This is a genomic window from Rhodococcus sp. IEGM 1307, assembly GCF_030056915.1.
Classification (GTDB): domain Bacteria; phylum Actinomycetota; class Actinomycetes; order Mycobacteriales; family Mycobacteriaceae; genus Rhodococcus_F; species Rhodococcus_F opacus_D.
The window spans coordinates 292088-312520 of record NZ_JASHKW010000003.1; the positions used below are offsets into that span (position 1 = coordinate 292088).

Below are 20433 nucleotides of genomic sequence, written 5' to 3' on the forward strand. Positions count from 1 at the left end.
GTTCCCCTCAACGGTTCGAATACAGAGTTCGATAGACAAGACGGAGTTCACACATGGGAACACATCGTTCGGCCGGCTGTCCACGATCGACCCCGGCCGGCGCGCGACGCGACGCCGTTCGCGAAGTACTCGGCGTGACGGACGAATCGGCGGCGGACACACCCGAGGTGACGTACGGCAGGTCGTGGGTTCGGCACGGCGTCGCCGGTCGCGAACTCACCTGGGCGGCCGGTGACGACGGCCCCGACACCGAGGGCTGGCTCCTCCGCCCCGACCACGGGGGCGAGATCGCGGCCCGCCCTGCAGTCCTGCTGATGCACGCACACGACGGCGTCAAGTTCTACGGCAAGGAAAAGGTGGCCGACGGTCCCGACGGAGCCTCACCGGGTGTCCCCGAACTCCGGACCCGCGGGTACGAAGGCAGGTCGGTCGCAACAGGACTCGTGCACGCGGGCTTCGTCGTCCTCGTCCACGACGTGTTCCCCTGGGGCAGCAGGCGGGTGCCCTGGCCGGAACTACCGGACCGAGCCACAGCAGCGGGATACGCCGCATTCCCGCCCAGCCCGGACACTCCCGAGATCCGACGGCGCCGATACGACGCGGCAGCGCGCGAGCACGAACACGGCCTCGCCAAAACCGCCGCCCTGACGGGCACCTCGCTCGCCGGCACTGTCGTCGCCGAGGACCTTCGGGCGCTGAACGTGCTCCTCGCGACGGACGGTGTCGATCCGTACCGGGTCGCCGCCGCGGGATTCTCGGGCGGCGGCGCTCGCGTCGCACATCTGCTGGCGTGTTCGACACGCCTGCGAGCGGGGGTGATCACCGCGATGATGAGCACTTTCGCGGATGTCGCGGACGGCAGAGCAGACGATACGACGTGGCTGATGATCACTCCGGGCCTGCCGGCGGTGTGCGACTGGCCCGAGATCGCCGCATGCCAGGCGCCACGGCCGCTGCTGGTTCAGTTCGCGCTGGATGACTCCCATTTCGGCCGGCGGGGAATGCGCGACTCCGAGGCCGTGCTGCGGCGGGCGTACGAGGGGTCCGGGGCGCTCACTACGCAGTGGTTCGCAGGCGGACACCGGTTTTCGGCCGGAATGCAGGTCGGGGCCGCCCAGTGGCTCGCCCGCAATGTCTAGGCGAACACCCTTGACAGACCTTGTGACTGCCGTCATAGTGAGTTCGACAATTCACATAGAGGACGTGAGTTCACATACATGAACGAGCAAGCGCAGACGCCGCCAACGGAACCCCTCACGCACACCGGGTACCTCGGGCAGGTCGGAGGCCGCATCGTTCCCATCACCTTCCACGCTGACGAGCCACCCCCGTGATCTCGCCTCAGCAGCAGTAGCCACAATCCCCTGACCCGCCGGCGCGACCGGCACCGAACTTCGGAGCGTGCACCATGGTCACCACCACCTCCCTCCGGCCAGGAGGGCAGTCCGCGCCGGCGGCACAGGCCTCGCCCGGTCGAACTCGTCGCAGACCGGCCTGGCGCAGAGCCTCTGCCCCCTACATCCTGATCGCACCGGTGGTCATCCTGCTGGCCGTCTTCATCTTCTACCCGGTCGGCAGCGTCTTCTACTACAGCCTGCAGTACTACAACCCGACGACGCCGTGGGACAACGGTTTCGCCGGCCTCGACAACTTCCGGCTGATGTTCGCCGACTCCCTCTTCTGGACCAGCCTGGTCACCACCGCGAAGTGGGTCGGATTCCAGGTCGTGTTCCAGTTGATCCTCGGACTCGGACTGGCCTTGCTGGTCAACGAGGTGTTCCGGGGCCGCGGCCTGGCACGCGCCCTCGTGTTCTCCCCCTGGGCGGTGTCCGGCGTTCTCACCACCGGCATCTGGCTGCTGATCTACAACCCGTCGACCGGCCTCTTCAAGCTTCTCGGAAACATGGGCATCGGCGACGGCACTGCCGCTCCCATCGCCGATCCGGACACCGCGTTCTGGGCGACGGGCGTCGCAGAGCTGTGGCGCGGTGTGCCGTTCTTCGCCATCCTCATCCTGGCCGAGCTGCAGAGCGCACCCAAGGACCTGTACGAGGCGGCCAACGTGGACGGCGCCAACCGCTGGCAGCGGTTCCGCTTCGTCACCCTCCCGCACCTGAAAGCCGTCATCATCCTGTCGACGCTGCTGCGCGGTGTGTGGGAGTTCAACAACGTCGATCTGCTGTACACCCTCACGGCGGGCGGCCCGGCCGACGTCACCACCACACTGCCGCTGTACGTCTCACAGCTCGCAACCACTGCCCAGGACTTCGGATACGGCTCGGCACTCACCACGGTCGCATTCGTGATCCTGCTGTTCTGCTCGATCCTCTACTTGCGCCTGAGCAAGTTCAACAGTGAGAAGGTCTGACCGTCGTGACCACCACCACCGATCGTCCCGCCGTTGCGCTGTCCGAGCCGGACACCACCGGGAAGCTGCGCGCACACAAGAAGAAGCCCCGCTTGTTCAGCGTCGGACTGCCGCTCGCGCTGTACCTGCTGTTCACTCTCGTCCCCTTCTACTGGATGATCGTGTTCGCCTTCCGGCCCGCCGGATCGAATTCGATGCTCCCCTGGCCCATCACGTTCGAGCACTTCGACACCGTGTGGAACACCCTCGGCTTCAGCTTCTTCTTCAAGAACAGCCTCATCGTTGCCGCGTTGTCTCTCGTCCTGACCACGTTCGTCGCACTGGCCACCGGATATGCGTTGGCCCGCTTCAAGTTCCGCGCCAAGATCCCGCTGGTGATGGCACTGCTGTGCAGCCAGTTCGTGCCCGGCGCCATGCTGCTCATCCCCCTGTTCCAGGTGTTCCGCGAGATGAACCTCGTCAACAACCTGACCGGCCTCATCATCGCCGACACCGTGTTCCAGCTTCCCCTGGCCGCCATGCTCATGGCGGGTTTCATCGCGCAGATCCCGGTGGAGCTGGAAGAGGCCGCGATGGTCGACGGCTGCTCACGCCTGCGCGCGTTCCGCATCATCATGCTGCCGCTGCTGCGGCCCGGCCTGATCGCCGTCGGATCGTTCGCCTTCATCGGCAGCTGGAACAACTTCCTGTTCGGCCTGATGTTCATCAGCAGCCAGGAGAAGTTCACGCTGCCGGTCGGACTCAGCTACACCATCGGCTCCTACAACGTCGACTTCGGAGTTCTCGCCGCGGGCGGTCTGATCGCCGCGGTGCCGGTCGTCGCCGTCTTCGCCGTCATCCAGAAGTACCTCGTCCAGGGCCTGAGCGCCGGTGCGGTCAAGGGCTGATCATGACTTTCGAAAAGAGGACTCACATGAACCGGCGAACGCTCCTGCGGTCGACCCTGATAGGCGCGGCGGCCACGCTCGTGCTCGCCTCCTGCAGTTCCGAAACCTCCCTGCCCGACGGGGCACTCGGCGACCCGAACAACGCGCGGCTCACCTTCTGGGACAACAACGCCGGTCCGGACCGCACTCCGCTGTACGAGGAGCTCATCCGGCGGTTCGAGGCCGCCAACCCCGGCATCGACATCGAATACGTGGGCCTGCCGTCGGACAGCGCCCAGCAGAAGTACCAGACCGCGCTCGCCGGCGGTTCGGCGCCCGATCTCGGGATCGTCTCGACCGCCTACCTGGCCCCGCTCGTCGCCCAGAACGCCGTCATCTCACTCGACGACTTCGTGGCGGCGTCACCGCAGCACAACGAGTACGACGCCGGAATTCTCGAGTCGGCACGTGAATCCGGTGGCGGCGAGCACCTGTACGGTCTGCCCTACACCAGCAACAACGCCACCCTCTGGTACCGCGCCGACTGGTTCGCCGAAGCCGGGATCGAACCCCCCGACACGTACGACGAATTCTACGAGGCCGCACAGACTCTGACCGACAAGGACGACGGCCGTTACGGATTCACCATCCGCGGTGGCGCCGGATCGATCTACCCGCTGCTGCAGTACATGTTCGCCAGCACCGGCGTCGAGAGCTTCTTCGAAGACGGCGAGTCGACGCTGAACCGTCCCGAGATGGTCGACGCCATCGAACGCTTCGCAGCGCTCTACGACGTCGACACCCCGACCGCCGACGTCAACAACGGCTTCCCGCAGATGGTCGCGAGCTTCGGCGGCGGCTCGGTGGCCATGATGCAGCACAACCTCGGCTCGCTGAGCAACCACGAGAAGGCACTCGGCGACAAGGCCGGAGCTGTGGCGCTGCCGCGTAACGAGGACGGCAAGCGCACCGTCATGACGGACCCGTTCCCGTCGTACACCGTGTTCAAGAGCAGCAAGAATCAGGCCGCGGCCTGGAAGTTCGTCGAGTTCATGACCTCTCAGGAATCGCAGGCGTACTGGAACGAGCGCGTCGGACAGATCCCGGTCAACAAGACGGCGCGTTCGGCTCCCGAGTTCGCGAACATGCCGTCGGTGCAGGCCGCGCTCGCGGCACTGGACGACCCGGAAACCGTACTGGTCACCCCTCCGGACTACCTCCCCGACTTCGGGAAGATCGTTCAGGTGCAGATGCTCGGCCAGTGGCAGAAGGTGCTCATCGGGCAGCTCAGCGCACAGGATTTCGCCGACGACTTCGCCGAGAAACTCGATCGCTCCATGGCCAAGTACATCGCCCGCCAGGGCAAGTAGAAGATTTCGAACAGGAAGCGAATCATCATGTCCAGCGTGATCACAGAAGTCGCCGTGCAGGTTTTCAAGACCGAGGCACGCACCTCGGTCGACTCGTACGGTCATCGCCATCCCGGCCCGTCCATGCCTGCAACGGGGGCGCTCCTGCGGATCACCGACTCCGAGGGCGTCAGCGGTTACGTTCTGGGCAAGCCGAACTACCTTCGGCAGGATCAGGTGGAGCAGCACTTCCGGCCGGTCCTGATCGGCTCCGATCCGCTGGCACGCGAGGCAATGGACAAGAAGTTCGCGATTCGTCAGCGCACCCGGGCTGTCGAACTTCCCGAGCACAGCTGCAGCTACGTGGACCAGGCATTGTGGGACCTGGCAGGCAACAAGTTCGACACGCCGGTGTGGAAGCTGCTCGGCGGTGCGCGCACCGAGATCAAGGCGTACGCGAGCACCATGTGCGGCGACGACGTCGAAGGCGGCCTCGCCACCCCGGAGGATTACGCGAACTTCGCGGTCGCGCTGAAGAAGCGGGGCTACCAGGGCATCAAGCTGCACACCTGGATGCCCCCGCTGCCCGGCTCCCCGAATCTGACCCGGGACATCGACGCGTGTGCCGCCGTGCGTGATGCCGTCGGCGAGAACTTTTCGCTGATGCTCGACGGGTACCACTGGTACTCGCGCACCGACGCGCTGAAGCTCGGTCGCGAGCTGGACCGGCTGAAGTTCGACTGGTTCGAGGAGCCGATGGACGAGTTCTCGCTGCGGTCGTACAAGTGGCTCGCCGACCAGATCGACACCCCGCTGATCGGACCCGAGACCACGCCGGGCCGGCACCGGTCTCGTGCCGACTGGATAGCGAACGAGGCGTGCGACATCCTGCGGGTCGGGGCCATGAACGGTGGTGGCATCACACCGGCCCTGAAGACGATGCACATGGCCGAGGGTTTCGGACTCGAGTGCGAGATCCACGGCAACGGCGCCCCCAACCTCGCGCTCGTCGGAGCGGGCAACAACGTCCAGTGGTACGAGCGCGGTCTGCTGCACCCGCACGTGGATTACGACTGGGTTCCGCCGCACCTGAATTCCATCGTCGACCCCGTCGACGAGAACGGCATGGTGGCGATGCCGCAGAGACCGGGCCTCGGCGAGGACATCGATCTCGAGTACATCGCGGCCAACCTCGTCGCGGAGTACTGAATGCGCCACGTCGCCGGCACCGAACACGGGTCAGTAGGTGATATCGCGTTCAGAATGAGAGATAGTGTCTTCATGGTGACAGAAGACATGCGTGGGGCAGCGCCGGAAACCCAGCCGGTCAAATCTGCCGAGCGCACCATCCACATCCTCGAGACGCTCGCCGCATCGCCGACGCGCATGAGCCTCGGCGAGTTGCAGGAAGCGTGCAAGTATCCGCGCTCGAGCCTGCACGCCCTCCTGCGCACGCTCAAGGATCTGCGGTGGATCGAAGCCGACGAGTCGGGGTCGCGCTACGGCATCGGCACCCACGCCCTGCTCGCAGGCACGTCGTACCTCGACAAGGATTCGGTCGTGTCGAGGGCGGCGGCGGTGCTCGAGGCGCTCCGGTCGGAGGTCAGTCATACCGTCCACTTCGCGCGGCGCGACGAGGCCAGCGTCATCTATCTCGCCAGCCGCGGTTCGAAGGTCGAGGTCCGGCGCATGCACCGCGTCGGCCGCAAGCTGCCGTGCCACGTCACCGCACTCGGGCAGGCCCTCCTCGCCGAGCTCACCACCAGCGAGGTCCGGGAGATGCTTCCCGCGAAACTCGAACGATTCACCGAGAACACCATCGTCGACGTCGACGATCTCGTCACCGAACTGGGCGAGGTGCGCAACCGCGGGTGGGCCCTGGAACGGGAACAGGGGACGGTCGGCGTGGTGTGCATCGCGACCGTCGTGCCCTACCGAATCCCCGCCACCGACGCCCTCAGTGTGTCCATGCCCGCCGAGGTCGCGTCGTACCCGGGTGAGCTGGAGCGGATCGCCGGCGTGCTCACGAAGCACGCGTCCGCGTGGGCCCGGGAATTGAGGGCCGAAGGGGTTCGGTGAGCCGTCGAGGTGTGCGGCTCGCCGGACCCTCCTGGTAGCTTTCAGGTCGAATCGAGCACACTGACGGGCTTTGCGCGGTACCCGTTTGGCCACGAGCAGGAAGCGACACGATGGAGAACGGCATTTCCACCAACGGATCGGGCAGCAACGGCTCCGCCGGCACGAGTTCGGCGTCGGAGTCCCCCTTCGCCGAACCGAGCACGGGCGGGCTGACCGGCAGCAACGGCAGCGGCAACGGCAAGTCCACGGCCAGCTCCGCCGAGACGTTCACCTTCCCGCTGCCGACGCGCAGCTCGGGTTCGCACAGCACCGAGGAGCCGGCCGAGGCCTCCGACACGACGGCGTCGCTCGAATCTCGTGGGCGCACCGTCATGCGACGCAACGCGATGGGAGTGGCAGCCGTGCGAGTCGCGGGCCGTCTTGCACACACCGAACTGCTCGAGGAGCACCTCGCGTCGGCGAGCAGTCACTCCGCCGATCCCACGGTGGACGCCGACGAACTGCTGGCGCTGCTCGGCGAGTACCTCGTCGCGGCCGGGTTCGAGCGCCCCGAGATCCACGCGAAGCTGAACGGCCAGTCGATCGTCGTCGACCTGCGCTCGCCGTCCGCGACCGCACGCTGACCCCCGCCGCCGGGCGCGGTCAGGGCCACAGCACCTCGCGGATCCACCGGCCGGACTCGCGGCGGTAGAGCTGGCGCACGTGCCTGCGCCCGGCGTCCGCCTGCCAGAACTCGACACTGTCGGGGACGATGCACCACGCCCGCCAGGTGCCCGACACGAAGTCGGGGTCGGCCTCGATGCGGGCCACCGCCGCCGCGACGGCGCGTTCGTATTCGGCGGGATCGTCCAGGACCTCGCTCTGACGGCTGGCGGCTGCCACGGCCCGCGCGGTGACCGACCGTTCGCGGAAGTCGCGGGCGGAGAGTGCCGGATCGCCTTCGACGACGGAACCGCGCACCCGCACCTGCCGGCCCTGTTCGCGCCAGTAGAACGACAGTGCTGCAATGGCATTCGCGGATAGTTCACGGCCCTTCGGCGAGCGAGTGTCACCCGAGAACCAGAAGCCCTGCTCGGTGACGTCCTTGAGGAGCAGGAAACGCGCGTCCGGATTGCCGTCGGCATCGACGGTCGACAGCGCAGCCGCGTGCGGTTCCGGAACACCGGCCGCTGCGGCCTGCGTGATCCAGTCGAGAAACAGCGTGGTCGGCGCGTCCGGAAGAGTGTCGACGGGCGGGGGTGTCTCGCCGCCGAGTGCGGGCAGGGCGCGAATCCATGCGCGGGTGTCCGGAAACGACGAACGGTCGGGTGTGGTCGGCATGTGCCGACAGTAGCCGCGGCCCGGGTCTTCAGGCCGACGCGGCCGGATCCGTCGGCCCCACCAGCATCCAACGGTGACCGAACGGATCGATGAGTGTCGCGTTGCGGTGTCCGTGGCCCTCCGAGATCCACCGTTCCACCTTGCCGCCTGCGTCGCGGGCACCCGCCAGGACGGCATCGGGGTCGTCGACGGACAACATCAGACTCACGGACGTCGAACCCGATTCCGGCGCCGTCAGACCCATCTCTGGGAACTCCTCGGCGAGATAGATCATGCCGCTCGGCAACCGCAGTTCCGCATGACCGACCCGGCCGTCCTCCATGACGATCGGTTCACCCACCACCTCGGCGCCGAACACCTTGGAATACCACTCGATGGCCTCGACACCCCGCCGCACCGTCAGATACGGCAGCGCGCCGGGAACGGGGACTTCCGGAGCCATCGTCACCTCCCAGTGTCCGCGGTGCGTCGAGTCCCAGTGTGCTCCCTCAGGCAGACGCCGGAGGTTGCAACATCGCCCACTTGTTGGACGTGAGCCGGAAACTCGGGAAATCGGAGAGCGCCGCAACCGATTCCCAGGTGCGTTCGTAGCCGGTGTGCGTGATCCGCCAGTTTCCGTCGGGGCACCGAAGATAACGATCGTGATAATAGGCAGACCCGCGCAGCAGCATGCCGTCCTCGGGAATCAGCGTGGTGTCCGCGAGAAACCACACCCCTACCGCGGTGTCACCGGTGACGGTGATCTCGGGCTGGCCGCACTGATGCTCGGTGATGACGTGGGTCCCGAGAGTGTTCTCGAGGAAGGACACGAATGAGTCACGGGAATCGAACGTGAGGTATTCGCTGTACGTCGCCGTGACGTCCGGGACCATCGTGTCGGCGAACTCCACCCACGACTTCGTATCGAGAGCACGTGAATAACGGTGCTTGAGCTGCTCGATCTGTTTGATTGCTTCGAGATCCATGACCCCCGCCTCCTGTGCAGCGAACATGCAAGCCCTGGACTGCAGATTAGTCGGATTATCTGCAGGTTCGCCTTGGTTTCCCCCGTTTTGCCCAGATCATGCATATTCAGGCCGTGATCCGGGACACGAAAAGGTTACGAAATGACTGCATGGCCTGGGCACCCGCACGCCATCCACACTACCTTAGGCTACCCTCACCTGGCGAGCGCCCGAGCCCGCCGGCCCCCGCGGGCCCGAGGGTTTCACATCCTCGAGCATCAGCATTCTAATTCCGTTGCTACACATAACCGGTCGGGATTGCTGTGACCCCGAATCCACAGGTATCTCGTCCGGCGCTATCGTGACGCTGACGTGGTCACACGAGAGGGGAATCCATGGATCCGACCCGCATACCGGTGATCGTCGGAGTCGGCGACATCCGCTCCGGCCGTGCAGGCGATCCGGCGGCCCCGCGTGAACCGCTCGACCTGATCACCGACGCCGCGCGTGCTGCTCTCGCCGACAGCGGCTCCGCGACCCTCGGCTCCCGGATCGACGCAATCCATGCGGTGAAGACCGTCAGCTGGTCGTACGACGATCTCCCCGGACTGCTGGCCGCCCGGTTGAATCTGCCGTCACGACGGTCGAGCACGTCCCCGATCGGCGGCCACTGGCCCGCAGCGCTCCTCGACCGCATCGGCGCCGACATCGCCGCGGGCCGGTCGTCGGCAGCGCTCCTCGTCGGCGGTGAGGCGCAGGCGACCATGACGGCGCTCCGGAAGTCGGGCACCGATCCCGCGGCACTGGGCTGGGCGTCGGCGCCGGGCGGTCCCCCCGCCTTCGACCCGGCGGATCTCGGGAGCCCCGCGATGCAGCGTGCCGGCCTGATCGTTCCGACCCGGGTGTACCCGTTGTTCGAGAACCGGGTGGCGCACGAGTCGGGTGTCGGACCCGATCAGTCGCTGGCCGAGTCGGCCCGGATGTATTCGGCGTTCTCCGAACTGGCGGCGAAGAACCCCGCGTCGTGGACGTCCGAGGTGTATTCCGCGGAGGAGATCGCCACGGTGGGTCCGGGCAACCGGATGGTGTGCGAGCCGTACCCGTTGATGCTCAACGCCATGCCGTTCGTCGATCAGGCCGCCGCGACGCTGGTGTGCTCCCTCGCCGTTGCGCGCGAACACGGCGTTCCGGAGGACCGCACGGTGTTCCTGTGGGGCGGCGCGGGAGCCACCGATCCCGTGGACGTCCTGAGCCGCAACGGTTTCGGCACGTCCACGGCCATGACGGATGCAGTTCACCGGGCACTGTCGCGGGCCTCGATCGACGCCTCGGCACTCGACATCGTCGACGCGTACAGCTGCTTCCCGGTGGTGCCGAAGCTACTCACCCGCACGCTCGGCCTGCCCGAAAGCATCGTGCCGAGCGTGACGGGCGGCCACTCCTTCTTCGGCGGTCCCCTCAACAGTTACACGCTGCACTCGATCGCCGAGGTCACCCGCCGACTGAGGGAAGGCGCGGGACCGGCCCTGGTCCACGGCAACGGCGGCTATCTGACGTACCAGCACGTGGTGTTGCTGGCGGGCGCCCCGCACCCGGGTGGATACGTCGGCGATCCGGCGCCGGTGCAACTCGCGGCGGAGGCGCCGGAACTCGTCACCAGCTATGAAGGACGAGCCGACATCGTCACATCCACCGTGGAGTACGGGCGGGACGGCGCCCCCGCGACCGGCTTCGTCGTTGCGCACACCCCCGACGGCCGGCGCCTGGCCGGACATACCGGCTCCGAGGAGGCGCTCGCATTGTCCGCGTTCGCACAGACCCCGGCGGGGTCGGTGATCGGGCGGACCGTTCACGTCACGGACCGCGACGGCATCCTGTCGGTGCGGTTCTGACGGGCCGGGGACACTAATCCAGCTCGGCGGCCAGCTCCATCCACTGTTCCTCGGTGGCTTCCTTCTCCGCGACGACCTGCTTGAGCTCGGTGTCGAGCTTCTGCAGCTTGTCCGGATCGGTGGCCGCCTCCGCCAGCTTCTCGTGCAGCTTCCGTTCCCGGTCGTCCAGCTTCGCCACGGCCCGCTCGAGACGCGACAGTTCCTTGCGCGCGGCGCGTTCGGCGGCCCCGTCCCGCAGCTGCTTGGGGGCCGACGCACCGGTCGCCGTCGACGCCACCGACGGCGCGCCGGTGTCGACCATCTTCGCCCGGCGACGCAGGTAGTCCTCGATCCCACCGGGCAGGTTGGTCAGCTTGCCGTCGCCGAACAACGCCCACGTGGAGTCACAGATGCGTTCGATCAGGTACCGGTCGTGGCTGATGACGACCATCGTGCCCGCCCAGCCGTCGAGAATGTCCTCGAGCTGCTGCAGCGTGTCGATGTCGAGGTCGTTGGTCGGCTCGTCGAGCAACAGTACGTTCGGCTCCGACATCAGCACACGGGTCAGCTGCAGCCGGCGACGCTCGCCACCGGACAGGTCACCGACCGGTGTCCGCTGCCGCGCAGGCGTGAAGCCCAGCCGTTCGGCGAGCTGCCCGGCCGATACCTCTTTGTCGCCCAACGTGATCCGCTCGGCAACGTCCTTGACGGCCTCGAGGACCCGCATGTTCGTCGGCAGATCGTCGAGTTCCTGACGGAGCCAGCCGATGTGCACCGTCTGCCCCTGGATGCGCTTGCCCGACGCCGGCGAGATCTCCCCGGCGAGCGTGCGCAGGAGCGTCGTCTTGCCGGAGCCGTTGACGCCGACCAGGCCGACCCGCTCCCCCGGCGCCAACCGCCACGTGAGGTCGTCGACGAGCACCCGGCCGTCCGGCGTCTCCAGGCGCGCATCCTCGAGTTCGATGACGACCTTGCCGAGCCGGCGCTGCGCGAACGACGCCAGCGCCACGTTGTCGCGGGGCGGTGGGACGTCCGCGATCAACGCCTCCGCGGCCTCGATCCGGTACTTCGGCTTGGACGTGCGGGCGGGGGCACCGCGCCGCAGCCAGGCCAATTCCTTGCGAGCGAGGTTGCGGCGACGTTCCTCGGACGCGTCGGCCTGCCGGGAGCGCTCCGCGCGGGCGAAGATCCAGTCGTTGTAGCCGCCCTCGTAGCTTTCGACCTTGCCGCCCACCACTTCCCACGTGCGGTTGGCGACGGTGTCGAGGAACCACCGGTCGTGGGTCACGACCACCAGCGCGCTGCGACGACTGACGAGATGTTCCGCCAGCCACTGCACACCCTCGACGTCGAGGTGGTTGGTCGGCTCGTCGAGCACCAGCAGGTCGAGGTCCTGGACGAGCGCGGCGGCCAGTGCGACGCGTCGCCGCTCACCACCGGACAGCCCGTCCACCGACACCTCGAGCCCCAGGTTGTCGATGCCGATGCCGGCCAGGATCGACCGGATGCGGGCGTCGCCCGCCCACTCGTGGTCGGCCACCCCGAGCGGTCCGAGCACCACGTCGCCCACGCTCGAACCGGGCGGCAGGACGCCGCGCTGGGTCACCACTGCCATGCGCAGGCCGCCGACCCGGCTGACTCGTCCGGAATCGGGCGCCTCCACGCCGGCCAGCACCTCGAGCATGGTGGTCTTGCCACCGCCGTTGAGGCCGACGACGCCGATGCGTTCGCCCTCCTGCACTCCGAGGGATACCGAATCGAGCAGCGGCTTGATGCCGAAGGACTTCGATACCTGCTCGAGATTGATCAGATTCGCCATCAGTGCGATCCCTCCGCCGCGTCGTTGATTATTCGGGCGCCCGGTACGGGTCCGCTGGCGACCCGCACCGTGCGACACACCCCCGCACCTGCGAGTTCTGCGCTGACCCGGACCGCGGCATCCGCTTCAGCACAAAGAAAGGCACAGGTCGGACCGGACCCGGAGACGATGCCGGCCAGTGCGCCCGCCGCGACCCCGGCTCGCAGCGTCCGCCGCAGGCCCGGATTCAGCGACAGCGCGGCCGACTGCAAGTCGTTGCCCAGCAACGGGGCCAGCGTCGCGGCGTCGCCCGTCGTGAGCGCGTGCATCAGGTCTTCGGGTCCGCCGAGTCGCGGCGGATTCCCGTCGGCACGCAACCGGTCCAGCTCCCGGAACACGGTCGGTGTGCTCAAGCCGCCCTTCGCGAGCGCGAGCACCCAGTGGAACGTGCTGCGGGAGAGCACCGGCAGAAGTCGCTCGCCGCGTCCCGTGCCGACCGCGGTGCCACCGTGGAGGGAGAACGGAACGTCGCTGCCGAGCTTCGCGGCGAACCCGTCGAGTTCCTCCCGCGACAGGTCGAGTTGCCACAGCGCGTTCAGCCCGACCAGCGTCGCCGCGGCGTCCGCGCTGCCGCCGGCCATGCCCCCGGCCACCGGGATGCCCTTGTCGATGGCGATCTCGACGTCCGGGCGCCGCCCCGACTCGGCCGCGAGCAGCTCGGCGGCCTGCCACACGAGGTTGCTGCTGTCGGTGGGCACGACGCGGGCGTCCTCACCGCGGACCGTCACCGACAGCGTCTCCGCGGGGACCACCGACACCGTGTCGCTGAGCGAGAGCGCCTGGAACACCGTGTTCAACTCGTGATAGCCGTCGTCACGCAAGTCCCCGACGGCCAGATGCAGATTGACCTTGGACGGGGCCCTGACTACGACGGGGCGAGGAACGACGGAAAGCACAAGGGTAGAGCTTAGGCGCTCCCGGTACGGGTGCGGAAATGCGCACCATCACGCACTTTGCCACTCACCGCGTCACAGGTGCGGGCCGAGCCGGGTGGTGAGGCTGCCGCCTCGGGCGAGGGGCAGACGGGTCCGCGCCGACCGGATGTCGCCGGTGACGTCCGCGGGCCGGTCGTCCGGGTACCGCAATTCACTCGTGACGGCCGCCGGGCCGTCCAGAACGTCGTGCGACACGGTGCCGACGCCGAGTTCCAGCTCGTGCCGGAGCAGCGGCAGGGCGCCGAGATCGGCGTTGGTGACCCCGACCCAGCGTCCCGCGCTCTCCCCCGCCCGGCCGATCTGCACCCGCTCACGCAGCAGCACCGTCGACGACTCGGTGAGGGACACCGTCGTCTCGACGCGATGCTCCGCGCCGCCCGCGATCACCGTGGGTTCGAGCGCGCAGTCGAGCACGGCGTCGTCCTCGACCTCCACCGACCACTGCGCCGTGGACAGCACACGACCCCGGCCGGGCAAGGCAAGGGACGCCGCGACGCTGCGCAGCGTCAGCCGGGCACCCGACCGGACCCGGACGGTGACGTCCCAGTGATCGCCGCCGAGCGGGGTCGCGGCGGTGCCGATCACGTGGACCGTGTCGCGGCCGGTGATCCGCGCCGCCAGTCCCCCGACCGCGGAGATCCGCGGACTGCGGTCGGGGGACGCGACGATCGTCAGTTCGGTGCGCACTACTAGTGCACGTCGGCGAGGGTGCGCACCTGCTCGCGCACCCACTCCAGCGCCGGCCCGGACGACGGGTCCTCCGTCAACGAGATCAGCGCCGTGGGCCTGCCCTCGCGGACCTTCTCGGCGTCGCGGCGCATCACCCCGAGATCGGCTCCGACCATGGGCGCGAGGTCCGTCTTGTTGATGACGAGCAGATCCGAGAACGTCACACCGGGACCACCCTTGCGAGGAACCTTGTCACCACCGGCGACGTCGACGACGAAGATCTGCACGTCGATCAGGCCCGAGGAGAACGTCGCGGTGAGGTTGTCGCCGCCGGACTCCACCAGGATCAGATCGAGCGGCGGGTTGGCCGCGATCAGGTCGTCGATGGCGTCGAGGTTGGCGGTGATGTCGTCGCGGATCGCCGTGTGGGGGCACCCACCGGTCTGCACGGCGGCGATGCGCTCGTCCGGCAGCACGGCGTGGCGGCGCAGGAAGTCCGCGTCCTCGGTGGTGTAGATGTCGTTGGTGAGCACGGCCAGCGACAACTCCTCGCGCAGTTGCCTGCACAGCGCGGCGACGAGCGCCGTCTTGCCCGATCCGACGGGCCCGCCGATCCCGATCCGGACCGGCTCCCCCGCCACCCGGACCCGCCTGGGACGGTCGTGCTGGTGGTCGTGGGGTTCACCATCGATGAAATGCGGTGGCATGGTTGATCTCTCCTTACTGGGATACAGCTGAGTGTCACGACACGAACAGGGGGCGGTCCCGTAGAACGTGCCGCTCGGCGACGACATCCATGAAGGGGTCGGACACGCTGGACAGTCCGGTCACGCACTGGCCGGCGGTGTCGTCGCACAGGTCGGACAGTGCGAACGTGCACGCGGCGACCTGCGCGGGATCGAGAGCGAGCAGACGCTGCGCGGCGATCGCGGACCCGGTCATGGTGGTGTACACGACGACCAGCGCCGCCTCCCGCGGTTCGACCGCGGTGACGGATCCGACCATCCCCGACACCACGGGCAGGTGCGGACGTGTCCCGAGTGGCGACCAGTCGTGCTCGGGCCACGTGGTGCGGGCCAGCCGCAGCAGACCTCTCCCCTGCGCCCGCGACGACGACCGCGCCGCCGGGGACGGGGTTCGCGCATCCATTTCGGCGTCGGCGTGTTCGGCGGTGAACCGGCCGGCGCATACCGCCGCAGTGATCGATCCCCCGACGAGCCCGGCGGTCCGTATCCGGCGACGCAGGAACGCCTCCATCGTGGCGACGTCGCGGACGACCCCGCTGGCGACGGCCTCCTCGATGCCGCCCGAATGCACGTGACCGCCCGTGGGCAGCCGCGAGTCGGCGAGGGACATCAGGTGAGCGAGGCGCATCAGAACAGGAAGTATCGCTGGGCCATCGGCAGTTCCGCCGCCGGTTGCTCTTCCCACACGTCGCCGTCGATGCGGACCGTGAACGTGTCCGGGTCCACCTCGATCCGCGGCTGCGCGTCGTTGCGGGGCATGTCGGACTTGCCCCGCGACCGCACGTTCGCGACCGGCACCAGTCGACGGCTCAGGTCCAGCCGATCGGCCAGTCCGTCCTCGAGGGCATGCGGAGCGACGAAGTGCACGGACGTGGCGGCCGCCGCCTTGGGCGCCGCCCCGAACATCGGACGCGGAAGCACCGGTTGCGGAGTCGGTATGGACGCGTTGGCATCTCCCATCGCAGCCCACGCGATCATCCCGCCCTTGATCACCGCGTGCGGCCGGACACCGAAGAACGCTGGATCCCACAGCACCAGGTCGGCGAGCTTGCCGACCTCGACCGACCCGATCTCGGCTTCCAACCCGTGCGCGACGGCAGGGCAGATCGTGTACTTCGCCACGTACCGCTGGACGCGCTGATTGTCGGCGCCGTTGTCGCCGGGCAGGAAACCCCGTCTGCGTTTCATCACGTGCGCCGTCTGCCACGTGCGCAACACGACCTCGCCGATGCGTCCCATCGCCTGCGAGTCGCTGCCGATCATGGAGATGGCGCCGAGGTCGTGGAGCAGATCCTCCGCCGCGATGGTGGAGGGCCGGATGCGGCTCTCCGCGAACGCCAGATCCTCCGGGATCTTCGGGCTCAGGTGGTGACACACCATGAGCATGTCGAGATGCTCGTCGAGCGTGTTGACCGTGTGCGGCCGGGTCGGATTGGTCGAACTCGGCAGGACGTTCGCGTACGCGGCCACCGTGATGATGTCCGGCGCGTGGCCGCCGCCCGCCCCCTCCGTGTGATAGGCGTGGATCGCGCGTCCGGCGATGGCCGCGAGAGTGTCCTCGACGAAGCCGGCCTCGTTCAATGTGTCCGAGTGGAGGGCCACCTGCACTCCCGCAGCGTCCGCGACGGTGAGGCACGCATCGATGGCCGCCGGAGTCGAACCCCAGTCCTCGTGCAGCTTGAACCCGGAGACGCCGCCGCGCAACTGCTCCCACATCGACTCGGAGCTGACCGTGTTGCCCTTGCCGAGCAGCGCGATGTTCATCGGCCAGCCGTCGAGTGCCTCCAGCATCCGGGCGGTGTGCCACGAACCGGGGGTGACAGTGGTGGCCTTGCTGCCCTCGGCGGGGCCGGTGCCGCCGCCGATCATCGTCGTGATGCCGCCGCCCAGCGCCTCGTCCATGATCTGCGGGCAGATGAAGTGCACGTGACAGTCGATACCGCCGGCCGTGAGAATCTTGCCGTTCCCGGCGATGATCTCGGTGGACGGACCCACCACCAGATCGGGGTGGACCCCCGACATCGTGTCGGGGTTGCCTGCCTTGCCGAGCGCGACGATGCGTCCGTCCCGAATACCGACGTCCGCCTTGATGATTCCCCAATGGTCGACGACCACCACGCCGGTGATCACCGTGTCGGGGGCGCCCTCGGCGCGGGTCGCGCGACCCTGCCCCATGGACTCGCGCAACACTTTTCCGCCACCGAACACCGCCTCGTCGCCGGCCAGCCCCGGCCCACCGCTGCGGTCCTCGGTGATCTCGATCAGCAGGTCGGTGTCGGCGAGCCGGATGCGGTCACCGGTCGTGGGACCGAACAGCTCGGCGTAGCGTGCGCGGCTGAGTTCGGTCATGACGCGTCCAGCTTTCCGGGAGGAGTGAGGCTCAGCCCGTGCACTTCACGGGTCCCACGCAAGGGGACGAGTGAAATCGTCTGCGCGATACCCGGTTCGAAGCGCACCGCGGTGCCGGCGGGAATGTCGAGCCGCAGCCCGTGGGCGGCGGAACGGTCGAACCGCAGGGCGTGATTGGCCTGCGGAAAATGTACGTGGCTCCCGACCTGGACCGGGCGGTCACCGGTGTTGACCACCTCGAGTTCGGTGCGGGGAGAACCTTCGTTGAGCTCGATCACGCCCTCGGCGCACACGACTTCACCTGGAATCACGGTCACCCCTACGCAATCGGATCGTGGACGGTGACGAGCTTGGTTCCGTCCGGGAACGTGGCCTCCACCTGCACGTCGTGCAGCATCTCCGGGACACCTTCCATCACGTCGGACCGGGTGAGCACCTCACGACCGGACACCATCAACTCCGCCACCGACCGGCCGTCGCGGGCCCCCTCCAGGATGTGATCCGTGATGAGGGCCACCGCCTCCGGATGGTTCAACACGAGGCCGCGTTGCCGGCGCCTGCGCGCGAGTTCCGCGGCGTAGCTCAGGAGCAGACGCTCCTGCTCGTGGGGCGACAAGCGCATGTGTCCTCCTGCGGTCGGTGCGTCGCAATACTGCCATGAACTGCAGTGTGGCACCGCCCACGCTCGGAACGGCCGCCGTTCTCACCGCGGAAACATTCGTGACACGAACCCGTCACAGCGCCTTCCTAGCGTTCCCCCATGGCTATCTCCACTGACGCCCATCCCCCACCCGGTGACGTGTCGCCGACCGGGACGCGATCGCCCTGGTACACCAACCTGTTCGTCCAGCTTCTCGTCGGAATCGTCGGCGGCATCGCTCTCGGCTGGCTGTGGCCGACGGTGGGGTCGGAGCTCAAACCGATCGGCGACACGTTCGTCAAGCTGATCAAGATGCTCATCGCGCCGTTGATCTTCACGGTGGTCGTCACGGGAATCGCCAAGGTGGGCGACGTCAAGGCCGTCGGACGGATCGGCGTGAAGGCACTGATCTACTTCACCGCCGTCACCGGGTTCGCGCTGCTCTTCGGGCTGGTGATGGGCAACATCGTCAAGCCCGGCGCCGGATTCGACATCGACCCGGCCACCCTCGCCGACGGCACCGAGCAGATCGCGGAGAAAACCGGCGGTGGTGAACTCCCCGGCGCCGTCGAGTTCCTCATGGACATCGTCCCGACCAGCGTGGTGGGCGCCTTCGCCGACAATATATTGCTGCAGGTCCTCTTCTTCGCGGTGCTCTTCGGTATCGCGCTGGCCAAGTACGGCGAGCACGGTCCCCCGCTGGTCCTCGAATTCGTCGACCACCTCAGCCACATCATCTTCATCATCATCGGCTGGATCATGCGGCTCGCCCCGATCGGCGCGTTCGGCGCGATGGCGTTCATCATCGGCCAGTACGGAATCTCCACCCTCGGGAGCTTCGCCGCGCTCATCGCGTGCTGCTACCTCGCCGGAGCACTGTTCGTCCTCGTCCTCGCACTCATTGCGAAGGTCGCCGTGGGACTGAACATCTTCACGTTCATCCGCTACACCAAGGAGGAGTTCGGTCTCGCGCTGGGAACCGCATCGTCCGAGGCAGTGCTTCCCCGCATCATGACCAAGCTCGTCGGCGCCGGGAACTCACAGGCCGCGACCGGGCTCGTGGTGCCGACCGGATACTCGTTCAACCTCGACGGGGCCGCGATCTACCTGTCCATCTCCACGCTGTTCCTCGCCCAGGCCACCGGCCACGACCTGTCCGTCGCCGACCAGCTCGGCGCGCTGTTCATCCTGCTCCTCACGTCGAAAGGCATGGCGGGCGTACCCGGGTCGTCGTTCCTCGCGCTGTCGGCGACCGCGACCGCGCTCGGAATCTTCCCCGTCGCGGCGGTCGCGGTGCTGCTCGGCGCCGACCGGATCATGGACTCGATGCGGGTGTTCGTGAACCTCCTCGGCAACTGTGTCGCCACGTTCGTCGTCTCGAACTGGGAAGGCCAGCTGGACAAGCAGAAGATGCAGGACGCCGTCCACGGAAGGCTCAGCCCCGGCGGCGCGGATCCCGTCGCGCAGCCGCCGGTCGTGGCCGAGTACGAGTCGCGTCAGTAGCCGGCGGGAATGCCGAACACCCTGATCGCGTCGCGGTACATCCCGAGCTGCTGGTCCTTGGTCAGCGGCATGACTTCGGCGATCAGCTGACCAGCACTGGTGATCGCGCTCATCGCCCCGACCACCGGCAGTCCGGCGACGTTGAAATCGACCGTTGCCCTGCGGATGTGGTTGGCCGACGTCACGATGATCGCGCCGCCCGCACCGAGCGAGCGCGCGAGCGGAACGGAGTTGAGCGCGTTGCCCACCGTCGATCCGGCACGATGCTCGGGGTGGATTCGTTGCGCCGGGACACCGTGCGACTGCAACCACCCCTGCATCGCGGCCGCCTCGGTGATGCCGTTCTGCGGGTTGCCGCCGGTGACGATGATCGGCGACATCGGCGAGGCCCACGACTGGACGAGCGCGGCCTGCAGGCGGTTGATCAATTCCGGTCGCATCGCGCCGTCGGGGAGCAGTCCGAAGCCGAGGACGATGATCGCGGTGGACGGACCCTGGATGGCCGGAAGGGGGTTCGGGGGCGTGAACGACGCAATTCTGATCGCGTTCAGCATCCCGTCGACGCCGGCGCGCATCCCACCGTCCATCGCGCCGAGCCGGGCGAGCGCGGTCTCGCGGGTGATCAGGTCGCCCGCGGCGTCGGCGTAGATGGCCTGCAACGCCAGCGCATTGGTGTCGCCGGGTTCGCCGGCGACGGCGCCACCGATGTCCGCGAGGGCGCCACGGGTGTCACCTGCGGCGAATCTGCCCTGCGCGCTGTTGAAGAGGTCGGCGGCCGAGGCGGATGCCGTCGCGGTGGTCGAAACCGCCAGAGCCAGGCAGAAGGCAGTGGTCATGACGGTGGCGAGCAGCGCCCTGACTGCTGAAGAAATGGGCCGAACACGAAACTGCGTCACGCTGAGACCTTTCCGTCGGATTTTCACGAAATACACATGC

General features: G+C 67.7%; 21 protein-coding genes. 9 read left to right on the plus strand and 12 right to left on the minus strand.

What is annotated here, in order from left to right:
• The first annotated feature begins 53 nt into the window (after window positions 1-53).
• The 7 genes from QM841_RS07580 (at window position 54) to QM841_RS07610 (ending at window position 7285) form a co-directional block, all read left to right on the plus strand.
• Window positions 54-1139, plus strand: a complete 1086-nt coding sequence (locus QM841_RS07580; protein ID WP_283331488.1) for a hypothetical protein — start codon at window positions 54-56, stop codon at window positions 1137-1139.
• A gap of 269 nt (window positions 1140-1408) precedes the next feature.
• The gene (locus QM841_RS07585) at window positions 1409-2368 is read left to right on the plus strand and encodes a carbohydrate ABC transporter permease (protein WP_105413292.1); all 960 of its coding nucleotides are present in this window, start codon (window positions 1409-1411) and stop codon (window positions 2366-2368) included.
• A 5-nt stretch (window positions 2369-2373) separates the two neighbouring features.
• Window positions 2374-3255, plus strand: coding sequence for a carbohydrate ABC transporter permease (locus tag QM841_RS07590; RefSeq protein ID WP_283331489.1), 882 nt, complete (start codon window positions 2374-2376; stop codon window positions 3253-3255).
• A 26-nt stretch (window positions 3256-3281) separates the two neighbouring features.
• Complete coding sequence (locus QM841_RS07595; RefSeq protein ID WP_241961812.1) at window positions 3282-4604, plus strand: ABC transporter substrate-binding protein; 1323 nt, start codon at window positions 3282-3284, stop codon at window positions 4602-4604.
• 27 nt (window positions 4605-4631) lie between these two features.
• On the plus strand, window positions 4632-5792 hold the full coding sequence (locus QM841_RS07600) for an enolase C-terminal domain-like protein (protein WP_283331490.1): 1161 nt from the start codon (window positions 4632-4634) through the stop codon (window positions 5790-5792).
• A 72-nt stretch (window positions 5793-5864) separates the two neighbouring features.
• Window positions 5865-6662, plus strand: coding sequence for an IclR family transcriptional regulator (locus tag QM841_RS07605; RefSeq protein WP_164059190.1), 798 nt, complete (start codon window positions 5865-5867; stop codon window positions 6660-6662).
• Window positions 6663-6772: 110 nt separating this feature from the next.
• Window positions 6773-7285 (plus strand): metal-sensitive transcriptional regulator, encoded by a 513-nt coding sequence (locus QM841_RS07610; protein WP_283331491.1) that lies wholly within the window; start codon window positions 6773-6775, stop codon window positions 7283-7285.
• A gap of 19 nt (window positions 7286-7304) precedes the next feature.
• Here the strand turns inward: QM841_RS07610 and QM841_RS07615 are convergent, their stop codons facing one another.
• Genes QM841_RS07615 through QM841_RS07625 form a run of 3 tightly spaced genes read right to left on the minus strand, consistent with a single transcriptional unit; the run spans window position 7305 to window position 8947 of the window.
• Window positions 7305-7982 carry a pyridoxine/pyridoxamine 5'-phosphate oxidase gene (locus tag QM841_RS07615; protein ID WP_105413298.1) on the minus strand — a complete coding sequence of 226 codons (678 nt, stop codon included), beginning with the start codon at window positions 7980-7982 and terminating at the stop codon, window positions 7305-7307.
• 28 nt (window positions 7983-8010) lie between these two features.
• Complete coding sequence (locus QM841_RS07620) at window positions 8011-8424, minus strand: VOC family protein (protein WP_164059195.1); 414 nt, start codon at window positions 8422-8424, stop codon at window positions 8011-8013.
• A gap of 46 nt (window positions 8425-8470) precedes the next feature.
• The gene (locus QM841_RS07625) at window positions 8471-8947 is read right to left on the minus strand and encodes a nuclear transport factor 2 family protein (RefSeq protein ID WP_009478940.1); all 477 of its coding nucleotides are present in this window, start codon (window positions 8945-8947) and stop codon (window positions 8471-8473) included.
• 374 nt (window positions 8948-9321) lie between these two features.
• Between QM841_RS07625 and QM841_RS07630 the strand changes: the two genes are divergently transcribed.
• A complete protein-coding gene (locus tag QM841_RS07630; RefSeq protein ID WP_283331492.1) occupies window positions 9322-10818 on the plus strand; it encodes an acetyl-CoA acetyltransferase in 1497 nt (498 codons plus the stop codon).
• A gap of 13 nt (window positions 10819-10831) precedes the next feature.
• Here QM841_RS07630 and QM841_RS07635 read toward each other — a convergent pair whose 3' ends face one another.
• The 8 genes from QM841_RS07635 to QM841_RS07670 form a co-directional block, all read right to left on the minus strand.
• The gene (locus QM841_RS07635) at window positions 10832-12616 is read right to left on the minus strand and encodes an ABC-F family ATP-binding cassette domain-containing protein (protein ID WP_283331493.1); all 1785 of its coding nucleotides are present in this window, start codon (window positions 12614-12616) and stop codon (window positions 10832-10834) included.
• Complete coding sequence (locus tag QM841_RS07640; protein WP_105413301.1) at window positions 12616-13551, minus strand: 4-(cytidine 5'-diphospho)-2-C-methyl-D-erythritol kinase; 936 nt, start codon at window positions 13549-13551, stop codon at window positions 12616-12618. The genes QM841_RS07635 and QM841_RS07640 overlap by 1 nt, the downstream gene beginning before the upstream one ends.
• Window positions 13552-13623: 72 nt before the next feature.
• The gene (locus tag QM841_RS07645) at window positions 13624-14277 is read right to left on the minus strand and encodes an urease accessory protein UreD (RefSeq protein ID WP_283331494.1); all 654 of its coding nucleotides are present in this window, start codon (window positions 14275-14277) and stop codon (window positions 13624-13626) included.
• A 2-nt stretch (window positions 14278-14279) separates the two neighbouring features.
• Window positions 14280-14966: an urease accessory protein UreG gene (gene ureG, locus QM841_RS07650; protein WP_005572827.1), complete on the minus strand. Its 687-nt coding sequence runs from the start codon at window positions 14964-14966 to the stop codon at window positions 14280-14282.
• A gap of 34 nt (window positions 14967-15000) precedes the next feature.
• Window positions 15001-15633 (minus strand): urease accessory protein UreF, encoded by a 633-nt coding sequence (locus QM841_RS07655; protein WP_283331495.1) that lies wholly within the window; start codon window positions 15631-15633, stop codon window positions 15001-15003.
• Complete coding sequence (locus QM841_RS07660; RefSeq protein WP_283331496.1) at window positions 15633-17354, minus strand: urease subunit alpha; 1722 nt, start codon at window positions 17352-17354, stop codon at window positions 15633-15635. Before QM841_RS07660 ends, QM841_RS07655 begins: the two co-directional genes overlap by 1 nt.
• A complete protein-coding gene (locus QM841_RS07665; protein WP_128642177.1) occupies window positions 17351-17665 on the minus strand; it encodes an urease subunit beta in 315 nt (104 codons plus the stop codon). Before QM841_RS07665 ends, QM841_RS07660 begins: the two co-directional genes overlap by 4 nt.
• A gap of 8 nt (window positions 17666-17673) precedes the next feature.
• Entirely contained in the window at window positions 17674-17976 is a 303-nt protein-coding gene (locus QM841_RS07670) for an urease subunit gamma (protein ID WP_005238744.1), read from the minus strand.
• A 138-nt stretch (window positions 17977-18114) separates the two neighbouring features.
• Here QM841_RS07670 and QM841_RS07675 point away from each other — a divergent pair, with 138 nt between their 5' ends.
• Complete coding sequence (locus QM841_RS07675; protein ID WP_283331497.1) at window positions 18115-19497, plus strand: cation:dicarboxylate symporter family transporter; 1383 nt, start codon at window positions 18115-18117, stop codon at window positions 19495-19497.
• Here the strand turns inward: QM841_RS07675 and QM841_RS07680 are convergent.
• Window positions 19491-20333 carry a YdcF family protein gene (locus QM841_RS07680; RefSeq protein ID WP_283354019.1) on the minus strand — a complete coding sequence of 281 codons (843 nt, stop codon included), beginning with the start codon at window positions 20331-20333 and terminating at the stop codon, window positions 19491-19493. The two genes, QM841_RS07675 and QM841_RS07680, sit on opposite strands and share 7 nt — an antisense overlap.
• Window positions 20334-20433 lie beyond the last annotated feature (100 nt).